Here is a 23,834-nt window from a genome sequence, read left to right on the forward strand (position 1 = left end):
CCGAAACCTTGAACGAGGTAACCATGGCCATCGAATGGATGTGCATGCACCACAGCGAGCTGGATGTGCACCAGCTGTACGAAATCCTGCGCCTGCGCAGCGAAGTCTTCGTGGTCGAGCAGCAATGCCCCTATCAGGATGTCGATGGGCAGGACCTGCACGCCGACACCTGTCACCTGCTGGCTTGGGACGAGGGCCGCCTGGTGGCCTACCTGCGCCTGCTAGACCCTTCCACCCAGGACGGTGACGTGGTGATCGGCCGGGTGATCACCGCCCCATCTGCCCGCGGTACCGGCCTGGGCCACGCGCTGCTGGCCAACGCTCTGGAGCACGCCGCGCGACGCTGGCCGCAGGTGCCGATAAAGCTATCGGCCCAGGCTCATCTGCAAGGCTATTACGGCCGCTACGGCTTCATTGCCCACGGCCAGGAATACCTGGAAGACAACATTGCGCACATCGCGATGTACCGGCGTGTCGAGGCTCAGGGGTAACCGAGTACCTGACGGATCTGCCCCAGGTTCTGACCGATCCATTCACGGTCGATCGCGCCCCACTGCCTGATCACGTAGCGACCGATGTGGTTGCGCTCGCCATCCTGCTGCTCGAACTCGCAGGCGATGTCCAGGTCGGCCAGCGCCGCAATGGTGTCCTGGGCCGTGCGCCGGGGCATCCCGGTGGCCTCGATGAGGGCAGGCACGGTGGCCGCCTGGCCACTGTCGATCAGCCAAGCCACGTAGAGCCGGCGATAGAAACTGCTGCGGGTCTTGCTGACTTGCATGGGAATATCCTTCACGGCGGCGGGGGCAGATCACGGTAGGTCAGGTAGACGCGCAGGTCGAATTCCAACTGCTGATAACCGGGCAGCATGTGTTCGCACAGCTGGTAGAACGCCTTGTTGTGGTCGCTCTCGCGGAAATGCGCCAGCTCATGCACCACGATCATCTGCAGAAACTGCGGCGCCGCGTCCTTGAACAGCGAAGCGATGCGGATCTCTTTCTTGGCCTTGAGCTTGCCGCCCTGAACCCGCGAAACCGCGGTGTGCAGGCCCAGTGCGCGATGCGTCAGGTCCAGGCGGTTGTCGAACAGCACCTTGTCGATGGCCGGCGCATTGCGCAGGTACTCCTGCTTCAGGGCCATGGCATAGTTGTACAGCGCCTTGTCGCTCTGCACGGCGTGGCGATCCGGATAGCGCTGGCTCAGGTAGTCCGCCAGCTGTCCGCGCGCGATCAGTTGCCGGACCTGCTCCTGCAGTGCGGGTGGGTAGGCTTGCAGGTACTTCAGCGCGGTCATGGTGCCTGTTTCGACTTGAGAAAGGTGTCCAGTGTAACGCCTGCGCGGCGCTGGCGTCACACCGCTGCCGGCTGCACGCCGGCGCTGACCAGCGGGAAGTCGCTGGCGGCCTGCGCCGTCAATGGCCGGGCAATCACGAAGCCCTGGATCCACTCGCAACCGGCGGCGCGCAGCCACTGGCATTGCTCGGCGGTTTCCACCCCCTCGGCGATCACTGTGATGTCGAACGCGTTGCAGGCCTGGATCACGCTGCGCGCGAACACACCATCGGGCTTGGAGTCGGGCAATCGAGCGATCAGGTGACGGTCCAGCTTGAGGGTGTCGATGGGCAGGTCGCGCAGCAATTTCAGCGAGCACGGGCCGGTGCCGAAATCATCCAGGGCGATGCGCACCCCCAGGTTGCGCAACTGCTGCAACTGCGCGGTGGCCTGGGCCAGGTTGTGCATCAACGAGCACTCCACCACCTCCACTTCGAGCTGATGCGGGCGCAACCCATGCAAGGCAATCGCGCGTTGCAGTTCGGCCACCAGGTTGGGCATGGCGAACTGGGCATTGCTCAGGCTGATACTCAGCACCAGCTCGGCAGGAAAACGGCTGGACCAGGCGCGGCGCTGGGCGGCGCCTTCAGTGTAGATCCAGCTCGACAGGCGACTGATCAATCGCGCCTGTTCGAGCAAGGGAATGAACAGCCCCGGCTGCACGTCGCCAACGCTGGGATGGCACCAGCGCAACAGCGCCTCGAAACCGCGCAGACGACCGTCGAGCAGGGACACCTGCGGCTGGTAGACCAAACTGAAATCACGGTTCTCGATGGCTTCGCCGACGCTGGTTTCGAGCAGCAGACGCGAGCGCGCGCGACCGTTCAAGTCCTGATCGTAATAGCGGTATTGCTGGCGACCGGCCTGCTTGGCGGCATACATGGCGATATCGGCAGCGCGCAGCAGGCTGTCCAGGTTGGCGCCACACTCGGGGTAGGTGGCAATGCCGATGCTGACGCCCAGGCTGATGTCCACGCCATCCACGGTCTGCTCCATGGCGATGCGCTCCATGAGCTTTTCGGCCACCTTGGCGGCTTGCTCGGGGTAATCGAGGTTGTCCAGCAGCGCGGTGAACTCGTCCCCGCCCATGCGCGCCACCACATCGAAGGGGCGCAACACTGCTTTGAGCTGCTCGGCCACCCAGCGCAAAGCCCGGTCCCCGGCATCGTGACCATGGCTGTCGTTGATGCGTTTGAAGCCGTCCAGATCCAGATACAGCAGCGCCTGGGCCTTTTCCGCACGCTCGTTGCGCACCAGCGCGCTCTCCACGGCCTGATAGAAACCGCGGCGGTTGAGCAGCCCGGTGAGGGGGTCGGTCACTGCCTGGTACTCCAGCTGCTGGTGCAGGCTGCGTACCACCGACATGTCGAGGATCGTCACCACCATTGCGCGCTGCTCGCCGGGCAACGGCGCGCACGACAGAGCCACCGGCAGCTGCTGGCCGTTGGCCGTGCGCAGCAGTGCATCGTGTACGCGGTAGGTACTGCGCGTGCTGTAGGCGCGGTAGAAGTCGGACTCGGACCATTCGGTAATCTGCGGCTTGTGCAGGTAATCCGCCAGCGCGCTGCGCTGCAGTTGCTCGACACTGGCGCCCAGCAGGCGCGAGATGGCCGGGTTGGCAAAGGTGATCAGACCGTGTTCGTTGACAACCAGAATGCCCTCACCGGCATTTTCCAGCACCGAGGCGTTGAAGGCCCGCGCGGCTTCCAGATCACGGCTCAAACGCTGCAGGTCACGCCGGTTGCGCTGCTGTTCGAGCAGCGCCTGGACCTTGGGCCGCAGGATCTGCGGGTCGAACGGTTTGAACAGATAGTCCACCGCCCCTGTGGCGTAGCCTTTGAGCACGGAGGCCTGCGACTGCTCGTTGGCAGTCAGGAAAATGATCGGGGTAAGACGGGTGCGCTGGCTGCCTCGCATCAGCCGAGCCACCTCGAAACCGTCCATGCCTGGCATCTGCACGTCGAGCAGAACCAGATCGACCTCATGTTCGAGCAGTTTGCCCAGCGCTTCGACGCCGGAAGCTGCGGTCACCACCTGCCAGTCCTGGCGCTCGAGCAGCGCTCTCATGCTCAGCAGGTTTTCCGGATAATCGTCGACCACCAACAACGTGGAACCACCGTCAATGGACGGATCAGGGGCGCATTCCATGCTAATACTCGTTCAGACATGCTGAATCCGGATTCGCCCGGAAACTTCTTGCGTTACTTTAGACGGGCTCGACGCAAAGCTGTAGGACAATTTCCCATGGTTTGCGTCACGAACGAGCACTCGCCGATGGACGGCGCGCCCTGCTCAAAAGGCAGTGTCATGTACCGAACACCGCGCCAGAACGAAAAAACCCGCCAACAGGCGGGTTTTTCGACAACGGTGAGGCTTAGTTGACCTTGGCGTTCAACTCGCCGCTGGCGTAGCGCTGGAACATGCCTTCCAGGGAGATCGGCTTGATCTTCGAGGCGTTGCCGGCAGTGCCGAACGCTTCGTAGCGCGCGATGCAGACGTCACGCATGGCTTTCACGGTTTCGGCGAAATACTTGCGTGGGTCGAACTCGGCCGGGTTCTGCGCCATGAAACGGCGGATCGCACCGGTGGAGGCCAGGCGCAGGTCAGTGTCGATGTTGACCTTGCGCACGCCGTACTTGATACCTTCGACGATTTCCTCGACCGGTACGCCGTAGGTTTCCTTGATGGCGCCGCCGTACTCGTTGATGATCGCCAGCCACTCCTGCGGTACCGAAGAAGAGCCGTGCATCACCAGGTGAGTGTTGGGAATGCGCGCATGGATCGCCTTGATGCGGTCGATCGCCAGAATGTCGCCGGTAGGCGGCTTGGTGAACTTGTAGGCGCCGTGGCTGGTGCCGATGGCGATGGCCAGGGCATCGACCTGGGTCTTGGCAACGAAATCGGCCGCCTCTTCCGGATCGGTGAGCATCTGGCTGTGATCCAGGATGCCTTCGGCGCCCACGCCGTCTTCTTCACCGGCCTGACCGGTTTCCAGCGAACCCAGGCAGCCCAGCTCACCCTCTACCGACACACCGCAGGCGTGGGCGAAGGAAACGGTCTGCGAAGTCACGCGCACGTTGTAGTCGTAGTCGGTCGGGGTCTTGCCGTCGACGCCCAGCGAGCCGTCCATCATCACCGAGCTGAAGCCCAGCTGGATCGAACGCTGGCAGATGTCGGGGCTGGTGCCGTGATCCTGGTGCATGCACACCGGGATGTGCGGAAATTCTTCGATCGCCGCCAGGATCAGGTGACGCAGGAACGGGGCACCGGCGTATTTGCGGGCGCCGGCCGAAGCCTGGACGATGACCGGGGAGTCGGTCTTGTCGGCCGCTTCCATGATGGCGCGCATCTGCTCGAGGTTGTTGACGTTGAAAGCTGGAACGCCGTAGCCGAATTCGGCGGCGTGGTCCAGCATCTGGCGCATGCTGATAAGTGCCATTGTAGTTGTATCTCCCGGTTCAGGGTCGTTGATCGTTGCGGCTCACCGCAGGCGGCCGCTATTGAAGTAATGCCTATCATCGGGCTGGCGCAATGGGCCCAGCCGTCACGGAGCCTTGCAGCCCCGGCCAATCAAATCGTCGGTGGCGACCCAGTACACCAGGCCTTCGTCACCTTTCTTGTGGAACGCCAGCACACCATCGCTGAACAGCTCGCCCTCGGCACCCGCCTGGGGCGTCAAGGCGTATTGCTTGTCGCTGCCGGCCAGGCGCACTTGCATCGCGCTTTTGTCGGCGGCACTGTAACGCCATTGCACCTCGACCTGGCTATCGCACTGCCAGCGTGTCCAGTCGGGCGACACCGGCATCGGTTTGTCCAGATAAGCGCAGCCGGAGAGCAGCGCCATTGCCATTATTGCCATACCGCCTTTCATTCATATACCTCTGAGCACGGGGCACTGCTGCCGCCATCAAGCATTGGCTTACGACCCGCAATCCTGCGCCGTGTTCTGGGCACCGGCCGGCGCACCCGTGGAGTTGGTCTGCACCCGTTGATCGTCCTGAGTCGTGGGCGTCACCACCGACACCGGGCTGAACACCTCACAGGCGCTGCCGGCGCCTGAACTCATGCAGCCGCTGGACAGCACCGCTGCCAGCAGGGTAGCCAAACCGAATGTCGCGGAACTGATCTTCATGGTGAACTCCTTTTGCGCGAAGCAATGATAAACGTGAGACTCACCACAGGAGACCCTTGGCGAGCACCATTGGTTGCCCTCACGGACAACCCGGTGCCTGCGCCTGCTGTTCCGGCTCGTAGCGTTCCAGTGCCTCAGGCCCCATGCGCTTGCCGACCACCGGGATGCTTTCAGCCTGCCACTGCGACTGTGAACAGCCGCCAGGGATAGCCGTCGGGCCGTCGTCGACCGAGGTTGCCGGCGCACCGGAACAACCGGCCAGCAGGCCGATCAGCAACGCCAGGGCAGGTGCCTTGAGCATCCGTTTCTCCTCCAGACTCACAGGGCGTCAGGCCTTGGCCCGCTGTTCCAGCATTTCAACGGCCGGCAGCACCTTGCCCTCGACGAACTCGAGAAACGCACCGCCACCGGTCGAGATGTAGGAGATGTCGCCAGCGACGCCGTACTTGTCGATGGCCGCCAGGGTATCGCCGCCACCGGCGATGGAAAAGGCCGGGCTCTGCGCAATCGCCTTGGCCAGCACTTGGGTGCCGTTGCTGAACTGATCGAACTCGAACACGCCGACCGGGCCATTCCACAGAATGGTCTTGGACGACTTGAGCAACTCGGCGAAGTGCTCGGCGGTCTGTGGACCGATGTCGAGGATCATGTCGTCATCGGCCACATCGGCAATCAGCTTGACCGTGGCTTCGGCGCTTTCGGCGAACTCCTTGGCCACCACCACATCGACCGGCAGCGGCACGCTGACCTTGGCCGCGATGGCGCGGGCGGTGTCCAGCAAGTCAGGCTCGTACAGCGATTTGCCGACCTTGTGCCCGGCAGCGGCCAGGAAGGTGTTGGCAATGCCACCGCCCACGATCAGCTGGTCGCAGATGCCGCTGAGGCTATTGAGCACGTCCAGCTTGGTCGAGACCTTGGAACCGGCAACGATGGCGGCCATCGGCTTGGCCGGGGCGCCCAGCGCCTTGCCCAGAGCTTCAAGCTCTGCGGACAGCAGCGGGCCGGCAGCGGCGACCTTGGCGAACTTGGCCACGCCGTGGGTCGAGCCTTCGGCGCGGTGCGCCGTGCCGAACGCGTCCATCACGAACACGTCGCACAGCGCCGCGTAGCGTTGGGCCAGCTCGTCGGCGTTCTTTTTCTCGCCCTTGTTGAAGCGCACGTTCTCGAACAGCACCACGTCACCGGCATTGACCTGGACGCCGTCCAGGTAGTCGGCCACCAGCGGCACGTCGCGGCCCAAGGCCTTGCTCAGGTACTCGGCCACTGGCTTGAGGCTGTTCTCGGCGGAGAATTCGCCTTCGGTGGGCCGGCCAAGGTGCGAGCAGACCATCACCGCCGCACCCTTCTCCAGGGCCAGCTTGATGGTGGGCAACGAGGCGAGGATGCGCGCGTCGCTGGTTACCTTGCCATCCTTGACGGGTACGTTGAGGTCTTCGCGAATCAATACGCGCTTACCTTGCAGGTCGAGGTCGGTCATCTTCAACACGGTCATTGCGTTCAGTCCTTTCAAGCTCGTTTGGAATTGTTCATGACGCGCAGGTAGTGCCCCGCGACGTCGAGCATTCGATTGGCAAAACCCCATTCGTTGTCGAACCAGGCCAGCAGGTTCACCAGTCGCGGGCCGGAAACGCGGGTCTGGCTGGCATCGACGATGGCCGAATGAGGGTCGTGGTTGAAATCACAACTGGCGTGCGGCAACTCAGTGTAGGCCAGCAGCCCCTGCAACGGGCCACTGCGCGCCGCGTCATGCAGGATTCGATTGACCTCCACCGCGCAGGTGTCGCGCGCCATCTGCAGGGTAATGTCCAGGCATGACACGTTGACGGTCGGCACGCGCACAGCTTTGGCCTGGATTCGACCGGCAAGTTCCGGCAACAGCCGTTCGATGCCACGGGCCAGGCCGGTGGAAACCGGAATGACCGACTGGAACGCCGAGCGCGTACGGCGCAGGTCTTCGTGATGGTAGGCGTCGATCACCGGCTGGTCGTTCATGGCCGAGTGAATGGTGGTGATGGACACGTATTCCAGGCCGATGGCCTGATCCAGCAGGCGCAACAGCGGCACGCCGCAATTGGTGGTGCAGGACGCGTTGGAAACCAGCCGTTCGCGTCCGGTGAGGCAATTCTGATTGATACCGAACACGATGGTGGCATCGACGTCGGCTTCGCTGGCCATGGGCTGGGAAAACAGCACGGCCGGTGCGCCGGCGGCCAGGAAACGCTGGCCGTCGCCGCGGGTGTTGTAGGCACCGGAGCATTCGAGCACCAGGTCGATGTCGAGCGCGGCCCAGTCGATCGCTTCGGGAGTGGCACTGCGGATGACGCGTATGCGTTGCCCGTTGATCAACAGGTGGTCGGCATCCACCGTGACTTCACCGGGAAAGCGGCCGTGGGTCGAATCGAAGCGCGTGAGGTATTCGATGCTGGCCATGTCGGCCAGGTCGTTGATCGCCACCACCTCGAACTCGGCCTGCGTACCGCGCTCGCACAATGCACGCAGTACGCAGCGACCGATGCGGCCGTAACCGTTGAGAGCGACTCTGTAGGGGCGTGAAGAAGACATGAGCAAGTACGCCTGGAATTGTTATGAGCATCCGAGGACCACCCGTAGGAGCGGCCCGTGGCCGCGAAAGCCGCACCGCGGTACATCTGACACACCGCAGCGCACCCTTCGCGGCCGATGACCGCTCCCACAGACTGTCCGCAATCCCCGTAGGAGCGGCCCGTGGCCGCGAAAGCCGCACCGCGGTGCACCTGACACACCGCAGCGCGCCCTTCGCGGCCGATGACCGCTCCCACAGACTGTCCGCAATCCCCGTAGGAGCGGTCAATGGCCGCGAAAGCCGCACCGCGGTGCACCTGACACACAGCAGCGCGCCCTTCGCGGCCGATGACCGCTCCTACAGACTGTCCGCAATCCCCGTAGGAGCGGTCCATGGCCGCGAAAGCCGCACCGCCGTACACCTGACACACCGCAGCGAGCCCTTCGCGGCCGATGACCGCTCCTACGAGAGTGTGGATCAGTCTTCCAGCAGCTCTTCGGCGGTGGCCAGGATGTTCTCCAGGGTGAAGCCGAACTCTTCGAACAAGGCCGGCGCCGGTGCCGACTCGCCAAAGCTGGTCATGCCGATCACGCGGCCTTCCAGGCCCACGTACTTGTACCAGTAGTCGGCATGCGCCGCCTCGATGGCGATGCGCGCGCTGACCTGCAGCGGCAACACCGACTGCTTGTAGCCTGCGTCCTGCGCGTCGAACACGCTGGTGCAGGGCATCGACACGACACGCACGTTGCGGCCCTGCTCGGTCAGCTTGTCGAAGGCTTTGACGGCCAAGCCAACTTCCGAACCTGTGGCAATCAGGATCAGGTCAGGCTCGCCGGTACAATCCTTGAGCACATAACCGCCACGGGTGATGTCGGCCAACTGGGCCTGGTCGCGGGTCTGGTGATCTAGGTTCTGACGGGAGAAGATCAGCGCCGATGGACCGTCGTTGCGCTCCAGGGCGAATTTCCATGCTACCGCCGACTCGACCGCATCGGCAGGACGCCAGGTGTCGAGGTTCGGGGTGCAGCGCAGGCTCGCCAGCTGTTCGATCGGCTGGTGGGTCGGGCCATCTTCGCCCAGACCGATGGAGTCGTGGGTAAATACGTAGATCACGCGCTTCTTCATCAGCGCCGACATGCGTACCGCGTTGCGGGCGTATTCCATGAAGATCAGAAAGGTCGCGCCGTACGGCACGAAGCCGCCATGCAGGGCGATGCCGTTCATGATCGCGCTCATGCCGAATTCGCGTACGCCATAATAGATGTAGTTGCCGGCGGCGTCATCTGCTTCGACACCCTTGCAGCCTTTCCACAGGGTGAGGTTGGAGCCGGCCAGGTCGGCCGAGCCACCGAGAATTTCCGGCAGCAACGGGCCGAAGGCGTTCAACGCGTTCTGGCTGGCCTTGCGGCTGGCGATGGTCTCGCCCTTGGCGGCCACTTCGGCGATGTAGGCGCTGGCTTTTTCGGAGAAATCGGCTGGCAGCTCACCGCTCATGCGTCGCACGAATTCGTTGGCCAGCTCCGGATAGGCAGCGGAATAGGCAGCGAAGCGCTGGTTCCACTCGGCTTCCACGGCAACGCCGGCTTCCTTGGCGTCCCATTCCTTGTAGATGTCGGCCGGGATTTCGAACGGGCCGTGGTTCCACTTCAGCGCGGCGCGGGTCAGGGCGATTTCTTCGGCACCCAGTGGCGCGCCGTGGCAGTCTTCCTTGCCCTGCTTGTTCGGCGAGCCAAAGCCGATGGTGGTCTTGCAGCAGATCAGGGTCGGCTGCTCGCTCTTGCGCGCGGTCTCGATGGCGGTCTTGATTTCGTCCGCATCGTGGCCGTCGACGTTGCGAATCACCTGCCAGCCGTAGGCTTCGAAGCGTTTCGGCGTGTCGTCGGTGAACCAGCCCTCGACTTCGCCGTCGATGGAGATGCCGTTGTCATCGTAGAAAGCGATCAGCTTGCCCAGACCCAGGGTGCCGGCCAGGGCACTGACCTCGTGGGAGATGCCTTCCATCATGCAGCCGTCGCCGAGGAACACGTAGGTGTTGTGATCGACGATCTTGTGGCCGTCGCGGTTGAACTGCGCTGCCAGCACCTTTTCCGCGAGCGCGAAGCCCACCGCGTTGGCCAGGCCCTGGCCCAGTGGGCCGGTGGTGGTTTCCACGCCTGGGGTGTAGCCGTACTCGGGGTGGCCCGGGGTGCGGCTGTGCAGCTGGCGGAAGTTCTTCAGGTCCTCGATGCCCAGGTCGTAGCCGGTGAGGTGCAACAGCGAATAGACCAGCATCGAGCCATGGCCGTTGGACATGACGAAACGGTCGCGGTTGGCGAACGCCGGGTTGGCCGGGTTGTGCTTGAGGAAGTCACGCCACAGCACTTCGGCGATATCCGCCATGCCCATAGGGGCACCCGGGTGGCCGCTGTTGGCTTTTTGCACGGCATCCATGCTCAGTGCACGAATGGCATTGGCGCGCTCACGACGGCTGGGCATCGCTTATCTCCTGGGGTCTGTGTAGGCAGGGATACAACAAAGAACGGCATTTTCCCCCACCGGCAGGGGGTTGGGCAATCGGACATTTGCCCCCGCTGGCAAATCCAAGGCCGCACCAGGCCCGAACCAATATCAAAACTTTTTGATATTGGTCTTGCGAGGCTGCGCATCGCTCACTAGACTGCCGAACCTATGAACCTGCGCGCCCCTGCTTTCGACCATCAGGCAAGTGACGATCTGGCGGCCCTGTGCAAGGCCGGCGGCGACCCACTGCGCCTCAACGTGCTGCGCGCGCTGGCCAGCGATTCGTTCGGCGTGCTCGAGCTGGCGCAGATCTTTGCAGTGGGTCAGTCGGGCATGAGCCATCACCTCAAGGTGCTTGCCCAGGCCGACCTGGTGGCTACCCGCCGCGAGGGCAACGCGATTTTCTACCGCCGCGCCCTGCCCAACGGTCGTGCGCTGGGCGGGCGCCTGCACAGCGCCTTGCTCGAAGAAGTCGACGCCTTGAGCCTGCCGGCCGAGGCCCAGGTGCGCATGGCCGTGGTGCAGCGCCAGCGCGCGGCGGCCAGCGAAGATTTCTTCTCGCGCACGGAAGAGAAATTCCGCGCCCAGCAGGACCTCATCGCCGGCTTGCCGCAGTACCGCGAAAGCCTGCTGGCCCTGCTCGACAAACTCAGCTTCGCCAGCCAGGCCAGCGCCCTGGAAGTGGGCCCTGGCGATGGCGGCTTCTTGCCCGAGCTGGCGCGGCGCTTTGCCCAGGTCACGGCGCAGGACAACAGCCCGGCCATGCTTGAGCTGGCCCGTCAGGTCTGCGCCCGCGAGCAGTTGGGCAACGTGCGCCTGGAGCTGGCCGATGCCTTGGCACCCACCAGCCTGCGCGCCGACTGCGTGGTGCTGAACATGGTCCTGCACCACTTCAGCGACCCGCAGCAGGCGCTCGGCCATCTGGCCCAGCGCGTGCAACCGGGTGGCAGTCTTTTGGTCACAGAATTGTGCAGCCACAACCAGAGTTGGGCCAAGGAGGCCTGCGGTGATCTCTGGTTGGGTTTCGAACAGGAAGATCTGGCCCGTTGGGCCACCGCTGCGGGGCTTGTACCCGGAGAGAGCCTCTACGTGGGCTTACGTAATGGTTTCCAGATTCAGGTCCGACATTTCTCGCGGCCGGCTGGCGACACTCACCATCGGTCAATTTAGGAAACCGTCGAGATGAGCGAATACTCCCTTTTTACCTCCGAGTCCGTCTCTGAAGGACACCCGGACAAGATCGCCGACCAGATTTCCGACGCAGTGCTGGACGCCATCATCACCCAGGACAAGTTCGCCCGCGTGGCCTGCGAAACCCTGGTCAAGACCGGCGTGGCGATCATCGCCGGCGAAGTCAGTACGTCGGCCTGGGTCGACCTGGAAGACATCGTGCGCAAGGTCATCGTCGACATCGGCTACAACAGCTCCGATGTCGGCTTCGACGGCGCCACCTGTGCGGTCATGAACATCATCGGCAAGCAGTCGGTGGACATCGCCCAGGGCGTGGACCGCAGCAGGCCGGAAGATCAGGGCGCGGGCGACCAGGGCCTGATGTTCGGCTATGCCAGCAACGAAACCGACGTGCTGATGCCGGCGCCGATATGCTTTTCGCATCGCCTGGTCGAGCGCCAGGCCGAAGCGCGCAAGTCCGGTCTGCTGCCGTGGCTGCGTCCCGATGCCAAGTCGCAGGTGACCTGCCAATACGAAGGCGGCAAGGTCGTGGGTATCGACGCGGTGGTGCTGTCGACCCAGCACAACCCGGACGTGTCCTACAGCGACCTGCGCGAAGGCGTGATGGAACTGATCGTCAAGCACGTGCTGCCGGCCGAACTGCTGCACAAGGACACCCAGTTCCACATCAACCCGACCGGCAACTTCATCATCGGTGGCCCGGTGGGTGACTGCGGCCTGACCGGACGCAAGATCATCGTCGACAGCTACGGCGGCATGGCCCGCCACGGCGGCGGTGCGTTCTCCGGCAAGGACCCGTCCAAGGTGGACCGCTCTGCGGCCTACGCCGGTCGCTACGTGGCCAAGAACATCGTCGCCGCCGGCCTGGCCGAGCGCTGCGAGATCCAGGTGTCCTACGCCATCGGCGTGGCCCAGCCCACGTCGATCTCGATCAACACCTTCGGCACCGGCAAGATCAGCGACGAGCAGATCGTCAAGCTGGTGCGTGCGCACTTCGACCTGCGCCCGTATGCCATCACCACCATGCTCGACCTGCTGCACCCGATGTACCAGGCCACCGCTGCCTACGGCCACTTCGGCCGGGCGCCGGTGGAAATGACCGTAGGCGACGACACCTTCACTGCGTTCACCTGGGAGCGCACTGACCGTGCCGCCGCCCTGCGCGACGCCGCCGGCCTCAAGTAAGCGCCTGGCAGCAGCGCACGAAAAGCCCCGGCCGGGTGACTGGCCGGGGCTTTTTTTTCGTGTCGTCGCCAACAGCGCTGGCCTGCCTGAGACGAGACAGCTTTGACCTGGCCGGCAAAAGGTCCTTCAATGGAGGGATCATGTCGTGGGCCACTGCAGCATCTCGATACGCGGTGCCACGAATAGGACGCGTCCTACAGACAGTTACTTCAATTCATCGTCAACTATTCAGAATCATATTCACGGAGTCACCATGAACAAGCTTTCTTCCCTGTGTGCATTGCTGGTCACCGGTATGCTGGCCGCCCCGGCAATGGCTGCTGCTCCTGCCCCCGCCGTGGCGGCAGTGGCCACCGGTTGCGCCGCCAAGCAGCAGAACGTGCAGGCCCAGATCGCCGTTGCCAAGGCCAACGGCAACCAGAATCAGGTCGATGGGCTGAGCACCGCACTGCGCGAGATCCAGACCAATTGCACCGATAACTCGCTACGCAAGGAGCGTGAAGGCAAAGTGCTGGATGCCAAGCGCGAAGTCAGCAAGCGTCAAAGCGACCTGGACAAAGCCATGAAGAAAGGCGATTCGGAGAAGATCAACAAGCGCAAGGACAAACTCGCAGAGTCGCGAAAGGAACTGCAGGAAGCGATGGATGAGCTGGACAAGTAACGAGTATTGCGCGGCGAGTCATCTCGATGATCCGCCGCCTGCACGCAAAGTGCCGCTACATGGAGACGAAGAAGTAACTGACGATGATCGCGAATCCGGTGAACCACACCAACGAGCGCAACGCAGCCCAATCGGCCAGATAGCAGATGATGTACAGCAGACGTGAAGTGACGAACACCACTGCCAGTACATCCAGGGTCACTTGTTGCGCATTGCCGACGATATCGGAAATGACCACTGCAGCGATGAAGCCGGGAAGAATCTCGAAACTGTTCAACTGCGCGGCGTGGGCCCGCTTGGGCAAGCCCTCCAACGAGTCGAGGTAGGCACGCGGATCATGGTTGTGGCGCAAGCCGAAGTTGCCGCCCGTGAACTTGGCGATATAGGCGCATGCGTAGGGCAATACCAAAGCGATCAAGACACACCAGAAGGCGACGGTCATACAGAGTTCCTTGTCCAAGTAGTCAACAGCGATGTGCCCATGCACGCCCCGCATAGAGTAAGAGGACGGGCACCGTGAAAGGTTCGCCACCCCAGAGTTCCATTGCAATTATCAATTTGGCCGCTTTTCCGGCATTCCCTATAATACGCGCCGCTGTATCGCTGCATCCTTTTGCGCTCCTATTCCAATAAATCGTGTTCTCTGCAGTTCATGCGGAGGCTGGCGCATGCCTTATCGGGCAACTCACCCTCCTACTCGAGAACATTCGCATGCCACTTGCATTGTTTGCATTGGCCGTCGCCGCATTCGGCATCGGCACTACCGAATTCGTCATCATGGGCCTGCTCACCGATGTCGCGCAGGACCTGTCCGTGAGCATCCCGGATGCGGGCCTGCTGATCACCGGCTATGCCCTGGGCGTGGTCTTCGGCGCGCCGGTGCTGGCGGTGCTCACCGCCAACCTGCCGCGCAAGGCTACCCTGCTGGGCATGACCTTGATGTTCATCCTTGGCAACGTGCTGTGCGCGCTGGCGCCCAATTACGCCACGCTGATGGGCGCCCGAATCATCACGGCCCTGTGCCATGGAGCGTTCTTCGGAATCGGCTCGGTAGTGGCCGCAGGCCTGGTGGCGCCGAACAAGCGCGCCCAGGCCATCGCCCTGATGTTCACCGGACTGACCCTGGCCAACGTGCTGGGGGTACCGCTGGGCACGGCGTTGGGCCAGTTCGCCGGCTGGCGCTCCACGTTCTGGGCCGTCTCGGTGATCGGCATCATTGCCCTGCTGGCGCAGATCGTCTGGCTGCCCAAGGCCATTCCCATGGAACGCGGCAACCTGGCCCGCGAGTTCCGCGTGCTGCGCAAGCCCAACGTTTTGCTGCCCCTGGCCATGAGCGCGATGGCCTCCTGCAGCCTGTTCAGTGTGTTCACTTACATTGCACCGATCCTGCAGGACGTTACCGGCGTCAGCGCCCACGGCATCACCGTGATGCTGCTGCTCTTCGGCGTCGGCCTGACCATCGGCAGCATGCTCGGTGGCCGTCTGGCCGACTCGCGCCTGCTGCCCTCGCTGGTGGGCATGGCCATTGCCGTGGTGTTGATCCTGGCCCTGTTCACTCAAACCAGCAGCTCGCTGATCCCGGCCGCGCTGACATTGCTGGCATGGGGCGTGTTCGCCTTCGCGCTGTGTCCGATCCTGCAATTGCTGATCATCGACCAGGCACATGAGGCACCGAATCTGGGCTCGACCCTCAACCAGAGCGCCTTCAACCTGGGCAACGCCGCGGGCGCCTGGGTCGGCGGCCTGGTGGTGGCCAGTGGTGCACCGCTGGTGGACTTGCCGTGGACCGGCGCCATCACCGGCATCGGTACCTTGGTGCTCGCCGCGGTGTTCATCCATTGGCAGCGCCGGCCGACAGCGGCAGTCAACGCCGCGGGATGAGTGATTGTGCCGTTCGGGCACATGGCAACATCCAACAACACTGCAGCGTTTGATAGACCTGATCTATCGAGAAATTTTCATCATTTGATCAAAGGAGCCCGGATGCTCGAGCTAGTTGCCACATTCATCTGCCTCACCACATTGCTGACCTATGTGAATTTCCGCTTCATCGGCCTGCCTCCGACCATCGGCGTGATGGTGACTGCCCTGCTGTTCTCGCTGATCCTGCAGGGCTTGAGCTTCATCGGCTACCCCGGCCTGGAGGAGCGAGTCGAAGCACTGATGAACCAGATCGACTTCGGCGATCTGCTGATGAACTGGATGCTGTCCTTCCTGCTGTTCGCCGGCGCCCTGCACGTTAACCTCGCCGACCTGCGTAACTACCGCTGGCCGATCGGGCTGCTGGCCACTTTCGGCGTGCTGATCGCCACCTTCGTCATCGGCGCTCTGGCCTTCTGGATCTTCGGCCTGTTCGGCTGGCACGTCAGCTTCCTGTATTGCCTGCTGTTCGGCGCCTTGATTTCACCCACCGACCCGATCGCGGTGCTGGGCGTGTTGCGCACGGCCAATGCTTCCAAACCGCTCAAGACCACCATCGTCGGCGAATCGCTGTTCAACGACGGCACGGCGGTGGTGGTGTTCACCGTGCTGCTGGGCATCGCCCAGCTGGGCGAGACACCGACGGCGGGCGCGACGGCCATGCTGTTCCTGCATGAAGCCGTGGGCGGCGCGCTGTTCGGCGGCCTGATCGGCTACATCGTTTATCGCATGATCAAGAGCATCGAGCAGTACCAGGTCGAGGTGATGCTGACCCTGGCACTGGTGATCGGCGGCTCGGCCATGGCCTACGAGCTGCATGTGTCGGCGCCGATCGCGATGGTGGTGGCCGGGCTGATCATCGGCAACCTGGGGCGCAACCTGGCGATGAACGACATGACCCGGCGCTATATGGACGGCTTCTGGGAGTTGCTCGACGACATCCTCAATGCGCTGCTGTTCGCCTTGATCGGCCTGGAGCTGTTGCTGCTGCCGTTCTCCTGGCTGCACCTGTTCGCAGCCTCCCTGCTGGCCGTGGCGATCCTGCTCTCGCGGTTGCTCACGGTGGCCCCGGCGATTCTGCTGCTGCGGCGCTTTCGCAGCGTCCCGCGCGGCACCATTCGCGTGCTTACCTGGGGTGGCCTGCGCGGCGGCGTCTCGGTCGCCCTGGCCCTGGCCCTGCCAATCGGCCCGGAACGCGACCTGCTGCTGAGCATCACCTACATCGTCGTGCTGTCCTCGATCCTGCTGCAGGGCCTGAGCATCGGCAAACTGGTCAAGGCCGTGACCCGCGAGCCGGATACACAGGCCGTGCGCGAGCATTGATCGTCGTGAGATAGAGAAGCGGACAGCCGTGTTAGCACGTGGCGTATCCCGAAGCTGCTGTCACGACCCGCAGATTCATGGCGTGAAGGTGGGAGCGGTGATTACCTTCAGGCTGCAACACCGATGAGTAGCCTGATACCAGAGGCATCAGGTGTCTTGCCGAGATGACACCCTTGTCAGCCAGGATGCACTGTGTAAAACGCCTTACGCTTCCCGTAGATAGCCACTTGCATCACAACGTCACGAGTGCTGGCTACCTGAGCGACCTTGATGAGCTTTGGCATGCTGTTGACCGTTATCGTTTTCGACTGGTATTTGAACCTTTCGATTTCACCCAGTGAACAGGCTCGGTAAGCGCTTTTGATAGCACCACACTTTTCCAACAGATCAATTTTCTCAGGTGAAACCCAGGCAATCAGTTGGGTAATCCTGTGAATTTTTTCATGGAGGTGAGTCACCGCTTGCTGTTCGTTGGTGACTCCAGAACGCTTCCATGCAGGCTCGTGATGAAAGACCCGATTCCTGAAGTTACGAACCAGCGAAACACGCTCCCGGCATTGCTTCAGCATGCTTGCAGCGGAAGTAGTGGGCCAAATCCCCTTGAATACCGTGCCCAGATGCTTGGGCCAAATCAAATTGTTACCCATGTATTCGCTGTCGAGAATGAATTCCCACGTTGAGAACTCTGTCTTCGAGACGACTTCCTGATGCTCTGGAGCGCCTTTGAACGTTCTGCCCATTCGCCTTGAACGCTCCTTTTGTGCCGCGTTGTAGGCTGATGAAAAGTTTCCAGCCAAATGACTTACCGGATAGGGCTGCGTCGCAGCCCCTGACGCATGACTTCTGTATTGCAATGTGCCTCGCTTCCACCAGAACTTCCCAAGATCCGCTGCAAGGGCCGCATCAATGGCATTTCTAAGCGTAATTTCCGTTGCATTCAGCAACGGATATAGCGCCGCGCAAGCGTGCGAGTTCCATAAGTATGCACCCACCAGCTCTGCATCTGTCCTCGTGGAAAACACCTTGCTGTAGCTGGCGATTCTGTGTGTGCTGATCAATTCATCAATCAGCACAGGTCGGTACTGGACGGTATGCGGCATGCTCAGCTTCCTTCTGGCGGCGCGTTTTTTCCTTGTATAGCGATGGGTTGACACGCGTGTCAACCGACCGTAGCATCGGCACACAGGTTGGCAATGAGTTCCAATTGGCGAAAGCCTACGACTCATTGCAAAGACCACGAAACACCCGCCCCGGCCTCGAGCCGGGGTTTTCGTTTCTGGCGCGTGCGTACTCACAAAACAAGAAACCCCGCGAATGCGGGGTTCTTTTTCAGTGCCGTATCGACATCAGAAGATGTTGATCGGGTACTCGACGAAAGCGCGTACTTCGTTGCCGTCATCGTTGTAGCCCGAAGCACGGACGTTGTCCGAGGTGCGCAACCACGAGCCGCGCAAGCGCAGGGTCAGGTCCTTGGCCGGGCCGTTCTGCACCACGTACTGGACCTGGTTGAAGATCTCGCGTTCCTGGCCATCGCCCGTCGGGGTACGGATGTTGTCGCCACGCACGTAGGCCACCTTGTAGGTCAGGCCCGGCACGCCGAATGTGCGGAAGTCGATGCCGTAGCCCAGTTGCCAGGAGACTTCGTCTTCGGCGTTGAAGTCCGACCAGTACGAGTTGGCCAGGAAAATGGTCGAGCCACCGTCGCCCACGCCACCGGCGTTCTGATAGAAACCGTAGTTGTAGCCGGTATCGCCCGTGCTGCGCTGGTGTGCCAGGGTCAGCGAGTGCGGACCGAAGGCCCAGGTCGCGGCCAGGCTCCAGATCTTGTTGTCCTGGCCGGTACCCAGCGTGCTGGCGTAGTCCTTGTCCAGGTGCGAGCGGTAGCCGTTGAAATCAAACGTCAGCGACTGTTCGCTCGGCAGGGCCAGCACGTAGTTGAGGTTGACGTACTGCCTCTTCAGCCGGTCTTCGACATCCGAGGCATACAAGGCACCGGTCAGGCTGTCGCTGAACTGATAGCTGCCGCCGTACACGTCGATCTTCTTCAGGCCACCGCTGTCGCGGGCTTCGGCGCTCTTGCGCGCTTCCTGGGTGAAGCGGCCGGCGTTGAGCACCAGGCCATCGATTTCCTTGGAGGTGATCAGGGTGCCGGTGAAGCTTTCCGGCAACAGGCGCGAATCGTCGAAGTTGAGCACAGGCAGCGCCGGCATCTGGTCGCCGTACTTGATCACCGTATTGGAGATGCGCACCTTCACCGCTGCGCCGGCGCGGGCCAGGTCGTGGGGCGCACTGCTCGGATCGTCCGAAGTACCGCCACGCTTGAAGAAGTCGATACCGCCGGCACCGGCGCGACCGGTGCCGCCGTCCAGGCGCAGGGCGTACAGGCCAAAGGCGTCGACGCCAACGCCGACCGTACCCTGGGTGAAACCGGAATTGAACTTGGCGATCACACCCTGGCCCCACTCGGCCTTGTCCTGCCCGCCATGCTTGTAGTCACGACTGATATAGGCGTTGCGCAGCAGTACGTCGAGGTGGCTGTCTTCGACGAAGCCCTTGGCATCGGCCTGCTCGCTGGCCATGGCCTGGGTCGCCGCCATCACGCCCAGCGCGAGGACAGCCAGTTTCTTGTTCAACATCTTGTTTTCCCTAATCACCAGTGAGGACGCAACACGGCCACCCGCTCGTTTCCCGCCGTCCGCATCGCCAGCGCAGGGCTCTGCAACAGGCGTTCGGAGGTCGGGGCAGGGTCTATGCGGACCAGTGCGCGGGGTCGGATCCTAGCGATGGGAGGATGCGAAAGTCAAAATTTCGTGAAACTTTGTCGCTATAAGCAGGTCGCTTTGCGGCATAACGCCCACAAAAAAGCCCGACATCACGTCGGGCTTCAAAGGCTGGTCAGCCTACCTCAGCCGCGCATCGGCGCCGGCTGCTGCTGGGTCAGGCAATGGATGTTGCCGCCACCGAGCAGCAATTCACGGCCCGGCACCATCACCACTTCGTGCTCGGGAAACAGCTGCTGCAACAAGGCCTGCGCCTGGCTGTCGAGCGGATCGTCGAAGCTGGGCGCGATGATGCCACCGTTGACGATCAGGAAGTTCACGTAGGAACCGGCCAGGCGCACGGACGGGTGACGCTCCTGGCTGCCGGCGACCAGATCGACGCCATCGCACTCCTCCTGAGTGGCATACAGAGGCCCGGGAATCGGCATCTTGTGCACCACCAGCGCCCGGCCCTTGGCATCGACGCTGTTTTCCAGCACCTGCAAGGCAGCCTGGCAACGGGCATAGTTCGGGTCACTTGCGTCGTCGGTCCAGGCCAGCAGCACTTCCCCAGGGCGCACGTAGCAGCAGAAGTTGTCGACGTGCCCGTCGGTCTCGTCGTTGAACAGGCCGTCGGGAAGCCAGATGATCTTGTCCACTGCCAGATGATCAGCCAGGATCCGTTCGATCTGCTCGCGGTCCAGGTGCGGGTTGCGATTGCGGTTGAGCAGGCATTCCTCGGTGGTGATCAGCGTACCTTCGCCGTCCACGTGGATCGAGCCGCCTTCAAGCACGAAACCTTGCGTGTGGTAACCCTGGCAGCGCTCCATGTCCAGCACCTTGCTCGCCACCTGCTCGTCACGGTTCCAGGGCGCGTAGAGGCCGCCGGCAAAACCGCCCCACGCATTGAACGCCCAGTCCACACCGCGCACCTGGCCGCTCTGGTCGATCACGAAGGTCGGCCCGGTATCACGCATCCAGGCATCGTCGCTGCTCATTTCGACCACGCGAATGTTCGGCACGTCCAGGCGCGCGCGCGCGTTGTCGTACTGCCCGGCAGACACCCCGACGGTGACCGGCTCGAAACGCGCGATGGCCTTGGCCAGGGCGACATGCGCCGCCTGCACCGGCTTGCCGCCCAGGCGCCAGTTGTCCGGGCGCTCGGGCCACAGCATCCAGGTCTGGGTATGGGGCGCCCATTCGGCCGGCATGTGGAAACCGTCGGCGCGAGGGGTACTGTCGAGCGTGGTCATGGGTCAGGGCTCCGGTGGTCCATGAAAAGGTATGGGCGCACTCTACAGGTTGTCGAGGGGATCGTGAAACACGCCCGGCGCAGGGCTCGCCAAGGGGACTTCAACAGGCCAGTTCGTCCAGCACCTGCGCCACGCAGTCGACGAAGAAATCCACGCTCTGCCGGGTGGTCACCATCGGCGGCTTGATCTTGAGGATGTTCAGGTGGTCACCGGTGGGCTGCATGAAGATGCCCAGTTCCCGCAACCGCTCGCACAGCAGCGCCGTCTCCTGCGTCGCCGGCGCCAGGCTATGGCGATCGCGCACCAGCTCCAGGCCCAGATAGAACCCGGACCCGTGCACGGCGCCCACCAGCGGATGCTGGTCGAGCAACCCTTGCAAGCGCGCCTTGAAGTGCCCGCCGACCACCTTTGCGTTCTCCCACAGCCCTTCTTCGGCCATCACATCGAGCACTGCCAGGCCGATGCGGCAACTGACCGGGCTGCCACCGGACGATGAGAAGAAATACCCCTCGGCCTCCAGCGCCTCGGCAATTTCGCGACGGGTAATCACCGCGCCCAGCGGGTGACCATTGCCCATGCCCTTGGCCATGGTGATGATGTCCGGCACCACGCCTTGCTGTTCGAACCCCCAGAAGTACTCGCCCAGACGCCCGTAGCCGACCTGCACTTCGTCGGCGATGCACAGCCCGCCCCGCGCGCGAACACGGTCATAGACCTGTTGCAGGTAGCCCTCGGGCAACGCTATGCCGCCGGCGTTGCCGTACACCGGCTCGCAGATGAAACCGGCCAGCCGGCGGTCCTGCGCATCCAGCTGACGCAAGGTGTCGTCGACACTGCAGACGTAGCCTGCAGTGCATTCGGCGCCACGGAAGGTACCGCGGTAGCTGTTGGCCGCCATGACCGGATGGACCCAGTCCGGTCGCGTGCTCAACGCCTGCGGGTTGTCGGCGATGGAGGTGGAAATGGCATCGGTGGCCACCGACCAGCCATGGTAGGCCTCGAGCATGCTGAGCATGTCGCGCCCGCCGCTGGCTGCCCAGGCCAGGCGGATCGCCAGATCGTTGGCCTCGGTGCCGCTGTTGACCAGGAACACGCGATCGAAACCTGGCGGCGCGAGTGCCAGCAGGCGCTCGGAAAACTCGGCGATCGCTGCATAGTGAAAGCGTGAGTTGGTATTGAGCAGTGACCATTGCCGCGCCGCCACCTGGGCCATGCGCGGGTGCCCATGGCCGAGCACCGCGACGTTGTTGAGCATGTCCAGGTACGACTGGCCGTGCATGTCGATCAGATGGTTGCGCCAGCCGCGCTCGATCTGCGGCGGCGCCTGGTAATAATGCTTCTGCGAGCGGGCGAAACTGGCGTCGCGCCGCTGCAGCAGCAGACCCGCGTCGGGCGGTAGCGGCGCGTTGCAATCCATGCCCAGTACATCTGCCGGCGACGGGCACAGAAACTGCCAGGCCGCCGCCCGCGCCGGCGTGCAGAACAGTGGCGGGCTCACGTCGGGGCTGCGGCACAACTGCACCAGCAGCGCACCGTCGACCTTGCCCAACGGTGCGCCCGCAGCCAGCACGGTCCCCGCCGGGCTTGGGCAGTCGAGCCCCCATAGGTGCAGGCTCAAGGAAGGACCTTCGAGCACCACGCTGGCATCTGCCAACCGCTTCAGCGTGCCAGCCCAGGGCGCCTGCAGGTTGGTGCCAGGCGGCGCCTGAACCTGCACGTGCAGCGCGCAGGTCGCCGACGCCGCGCTGGTATCGATGCGAGTGCGCGAGAGGCGATACTCACCATACCCCGTGCAGGCCCAGCCGCTGCCCGCTGCGGCATCGCTCAGCAGCCGTTCGTCGATATTCGCTTGCTCCCAATTGCCGTCCGCGAAATGCTCGCCCAGCACGCTCAAGTCCACTCGACAAACTGTCGAATGCGTCACGCCGGCAAACAAAGGCAATATGCCATCTCCGGCTGATTCGGGTATGCTCTGCCCCACACTGCTGAAAATTGCCGCTTCCATCAATTCGAATGGTTCTGCGGTAGCTATGTCGAAGATTTCCCACTCATGCTCGACATTGGCCCGGATATAGTCGTTGTCCGGCGCCACGCTCAGCTGCCGGGCGCTGCTCGACACCAGCACCGCTGCCCGCAGCACCACCAATGGCCATAAGGCACGCAGCTCCGCTTGCTCGAGCGGATTGACCCGATGATAGGCTGCCACTGCCGGCAACACCGCGAACGGATCGCCATGGCCATGATGCAGCAGCGCAGCGCAGGTCGCCGCCAGGTCCGCCACCCGCCAGGTGTGCACCAGATCACCGAAGTCGATCAGGCCCGCAAGCTGCCAGCGCAGGTCGGCATCACGCTGCCAGACACTGTTGTCATCGGTGATGTCCAGATGCACCGCCTGCAGCGGCAGATCGGCACTGACCGCACCCAGTCGACGCTGCGCCTGGAACGCCATGTCGACCACCCGGCCGCGCTGCCCCGGATCGCCAAGCGCCGGCAACAGATGATCAAGCAACTTATGCGCATGTCGCGGGTCCCATTGCAGCGTGCGCGCAAGGCCAGGGTGTTGAAAGTCGAGCAAGGCACGGTCTACCTCGCCGCACAGCTGACCGATGCGCGCGATCGCCACCGGCCCCAGATGCTTGAGGCGAGTCAGCGGCTGACCGTCCAGATAGCTCAACACGCGCATCTGCAGGCGCTGCTGGCCCAGGTGTACGGCAAGGGTATCGCGACCGTCGAGGGCAGCCAGTGCCTGTGGTACTGCAAGGCCGTGGCCAGCCAGATGCCGCATCGCCTCATGCTGGGCCGCGATCGCCTGAGGGGCCGCGTCGTCGTGACAGAACTTCAGCACCCAGCGATGCTGGGCGCTTTCCACGCGAAAGTTGAGGTCTTGCTGGCTGCCCAGGCTGTGCAGCTGACCTTGCAGGCCGTAATGCTCGAACAACAATGCCTGCGCCTGTTCGATACTCACCACGGGGTTGGGACGACTGGCGCGATGCACGAGCGTGTCGAGCAGCATGAATGAAACCTCGATGGGCTGATTTGCA

21 protein-coding genes are annotated in these 23,834 nt (G+C 63.0%); 6 read left to right on the top strand and 15 right to left on the bottom strand.

Annotated features, from left to right (window positions below):
* The first annotated feature begins 23 nt into the window (after positions 1 to 23).
* Positions 24 to 491 (top strand): GNAT family N-acetyltransferase, encoded by a 468-nt coding sequence (locus IFT57_RS20180; RefSeq protein ID WP_122796245.1) that lies wholly within the window; start codon positions 24 to 26, stop codon positions 489 to 491.
* Here IFT57_RS20180 and IFT57_RS20185 read toward each other — a convergent pair.
* The 10 genes from IFT57_RS20185 to tkt all read right to left on the bottom strand — a co-directional run bounded on the left by IFT57_RS20185 (position 482) and on the right by tkt (position 10,477).
* Positions 482 to 778 carry a winged helix-turn-helix domain-containing protein gene (locus IFT57_RS20185; protein ID WP_049861413.1) on the bottom strand — a complete coding sequence of 99 codons (297 nt, stop codon included), beginning with the start codon at positions 776 to 778 and terminating at the stop codon, positions 482 to 484. The two genes, IFT57_RS20180 and IFT57_RS20185, sit on opposite strands and share 10 nt — an antisense overlap.
* An 11-nt stretch (positions 779 to 789) precedes the next feature.
* On the bottom strand, positions 790 to 1,290 hold the full coding sequence (locus IFT57_RS20190) for a M48 metallopeptidase family protein (RefSeq protein WP_185794749.1): 501 nt from the start codon (positions 1,288 to 1,290) through the stop codon (positions 790 to 792).
* 56 nt (positions 1,291 to 1,346) lie between these two features.
* The gene (locus IFT57_RS20195; RefSeq protein WP_192152472.1) at positions 1,347 to 3,476 is read right to left on the bottom strand and encodes a putative bifunctional diguanylate cyclase/phosphodiesterase; all 2,130 of its coding nucleotides are present in this window, start codon (positions 3,474 to 3,476) and stop codon (positions 1,347 to 1,349) included.
* 226 nt (positions 3,477 to 3,702) lie between these two features.
* On the bottom strand, positions 3,703 to 4,767 hold the full coding sequence (gene fba, locus IFT57_RS20200) for a class II fructose-bisphosphate aldolase (protein ID WP_043192347.1): 1,065 nt from the start codon (positions 4,765 to 4,767) through the stop codon (positions 3,703 to 3,705).
* Positions 4,768 to 4,872: 105 nt separating this feature from the next.
* Complete coding sequence (locus IFT57_RS20205) at positions 4,873 to 5,199, bottom strand: MliC family protein (protein WP_122715912.1); 327 nt, start codon at positions 5,197 to 5,199, stop codon at positions 4,873 to 4,875.
* A 48-nt stretch (positions 5,200 to 5,247) separates the two neighbouring features.
* Entirely contained in the window at positions 5,248 to 5,460 is a 213-nt protein-coding gene (locus tag IFT57_RS20210) for a hypothetical protein (protein ID WP_192152473.1), read from the bottom strand.
* 79 nt (positions 5,461 to 5,539) lie between these two features.
* Positions 5,540 to 5,761: a hypothetical protein gene (locus tag IFT57_RS20215; RefSeq protein WP_192152474.1), complete on the bottom strand. Its 222-nt coding sequence runs from the start codon at positions 5,759 to 5,761 to the stop codon at positions 5,540 to 5,542.
* A gap of 27 nt (positions 5,762 to 5,788) precedes the next feature.
* Positions 5,789 to 6,952, bottom strand: coding sequence for a phosphoglycerate kinase (locus tag IFT57_RS20220; RefSeq protein WP_122796239.1), 1,164 nt, complete (start codon positions 6,950 to 6,952; stop codon positions 5,789 to 5,791).
* 14 nt (positions 6,953 to 6,966) lie between these two features.
* Positions 6,967 to 8,022 carry an erythrose-4-phosphate dehydrogenase gene (gene epd, locus IFT57_RS20225; RefSeq protein ID WP_192152475.1) on the bottom strand — a complete coding sequence of 352 codons (1,056 nt, stop codon included), beginning with the start codon at positions 8,020 to 8,022 and terminating at the stop codon, positions 6,967 to 6,969.
* A gap of 457 nt (positions 8,023 to 8,479) precedes the next feature.
* On the bottom strand, positions 8,480 to 10,477 hold the full coding sequence (tkt, locus tag IFT57_RS20230; protein ID WP_192152476.1) for a transketolase: 1,998 nt from the start codon (positions 10,475 to 10,477) through the stop codon (positions 8,480 to 8,482).
* Between the two features lie 192 nt (positions 10,478 to 10,669).
* Here tkt and IFT57_RS20235 point away from each other — a divergent pair, with 192 nt between their 5' ends.
* The 3 genes from IFT57_RS20235 to IFT57_RS20245 all read left to right on the top strand — a co-directional run bounded on the left by IFT57_RS20235 (position 10,670) and on the right by IFT57_RS20245 (position 13,538).
* Entirely contained in the window at positions 10,670 to 11,671 is a 1,002-nt protein-coding gene (locus tag IFT57_RS20235; RefSeq protein WP_122796236.1) for an ArsR/SmtB family transcription factor, read from the top strand.
* A gap of 12 nt (positions 11,672 to 11,683) precedes the next feature.
* Complete coding sequence (metK, locus tag IFT57_RS20240) at positions 11,684 to 12,877, top strand: methionine adenosyltransferase (RefSeq protein WP_122796235.1); 1,194 nt, start codon at positions 11,684 to 11,686, stop codon at positions 12,875 to 12,877.
* A 253-nt stretch (positions 12,878 to 13,130) separates the two neighbouring features.
* Positions 13,131 to 13,538 carry a DUF1090 domain-containing protein gene (locus IFT57_RS20245; protein ID WP_122715920.1) on the top strand — a complete coding sequence of 136 codons (408 nt, stop codon included), beginning with the start codon at positions 13,131 to 13,133 and terminating at the stop codon, positions 13,536 to 13,538.
* Between the two features lie 55 nt (positions 13,539 to 13,593).
* On the opposite strand, the gene IFT57_RS20250 is transcribed toward IFT57_RS20245, so the two are convergent.
* Entirely contained in the window at positions 13,594 to 13,980 is a 387-nt protein-coding gene (locus tag IFT57_RS20250) for an MAPEG family protein (RefSeq protein ID WP_192152477.1), read from the bottom strand.
* 269 nt (positions 13,981 to 14,249) lie between these two features.
* On the opposite strand from IFT57_RS20250, the gene IFT57_RS20255 reads away from it, so the two are divergent.
* A complete protein-coding gene (locus IFT57_RS20255; RefSeq protein WP_192152478.1) occupies positions 14,250 to 15,419 on the top strand; it encodes an MFS transporter in 1,170 nt (389 codons plus the stop codon).
* A 102-nt stretch (positions 15,420 to 15,521) separates the two neighbouring features.
* Complete coding sequence (locus IFT57_RS20260; protein ID WP_122479824.1) at positions 15,522 to 16,781, top strand: cation:proton antiporter; 1,260 nt, start codon at positions 15,522 to 15,524, stop codon at positions 16,779 to 16,781.
* 176 nt (positions 16,782 to 16,957) lie between these two features.
* Here the strand turns inward: IFT57_RS20260 and IFT57_RS20265 are convergent, their stop codons facing one another.
* The 4 genes from IFT57_RS20265 to IFT57_RS20280 all read right to left on the bottom strand — a co-directional run bounded on the left by IFT57_RS20265 (position 16,958) and on the right by IFT57_RS20280 (position 23,806).
* Positions 16,958 to 17,881, bottom strand: a complete 924-nt coding sequence (locus IFT57_RS20265) for a CAAX protease (RefSeq protein ID WP_192152479.1) — start codon at positions 17,879 to 17,881, stop codon at positions 16,958 to 16,960.
* Positions 17,882 to 18,127: 246 nt separating this feature from the next.
* Positions 18,128 to 19,417 carry an OprD family porin gene (locus IFT57_RS20270; protein WP_192152480.1) on the bottom strand — a complete coding sequence of 430 codons (1,290 nt, stop codon included), beginning with the start codon at positions 19,415 to 19,417 and terminating at the stop codon, positions 18,128 to 18,130.
* Positions 19,418 to 19,686: 269 nt separating this feature from the next.
* Positions 19,687 to 20,793, bottom strand: a complete 1,107-nt coding sequence (aguA, locus tag IFT57_RS20275; protein ID WP_192152481.1) for an agmatine deiminase — start codon at positions 20,791 to 20,793, stop codon at positions 19,687 to 19,689.
* 100 nt (positions 20,794 to 20,893) lie between these two features.
* Positions 20,894 to 23,806, bottom strand: coding sequence for an aminotransferase (locus tag IFT57_RS20280; protein WP_192152482.1), 2,913 nt, complete (start codon positions 23,804 to 23,806; stop codon positions 20,894 to 20,896).
* Positions 23,807 to 23,834 lie beyond the last annotated feature (28 nt).

Source organism: Pseudomonas sp. CFBP 13719 (genome assembly GCF_014842095.1).
GTDB lineage: Bacteria > Pseudomonadota > Gammaproteobacteria > Pseudomonadales > Pseudomonadaceae > Aquipseudomonas.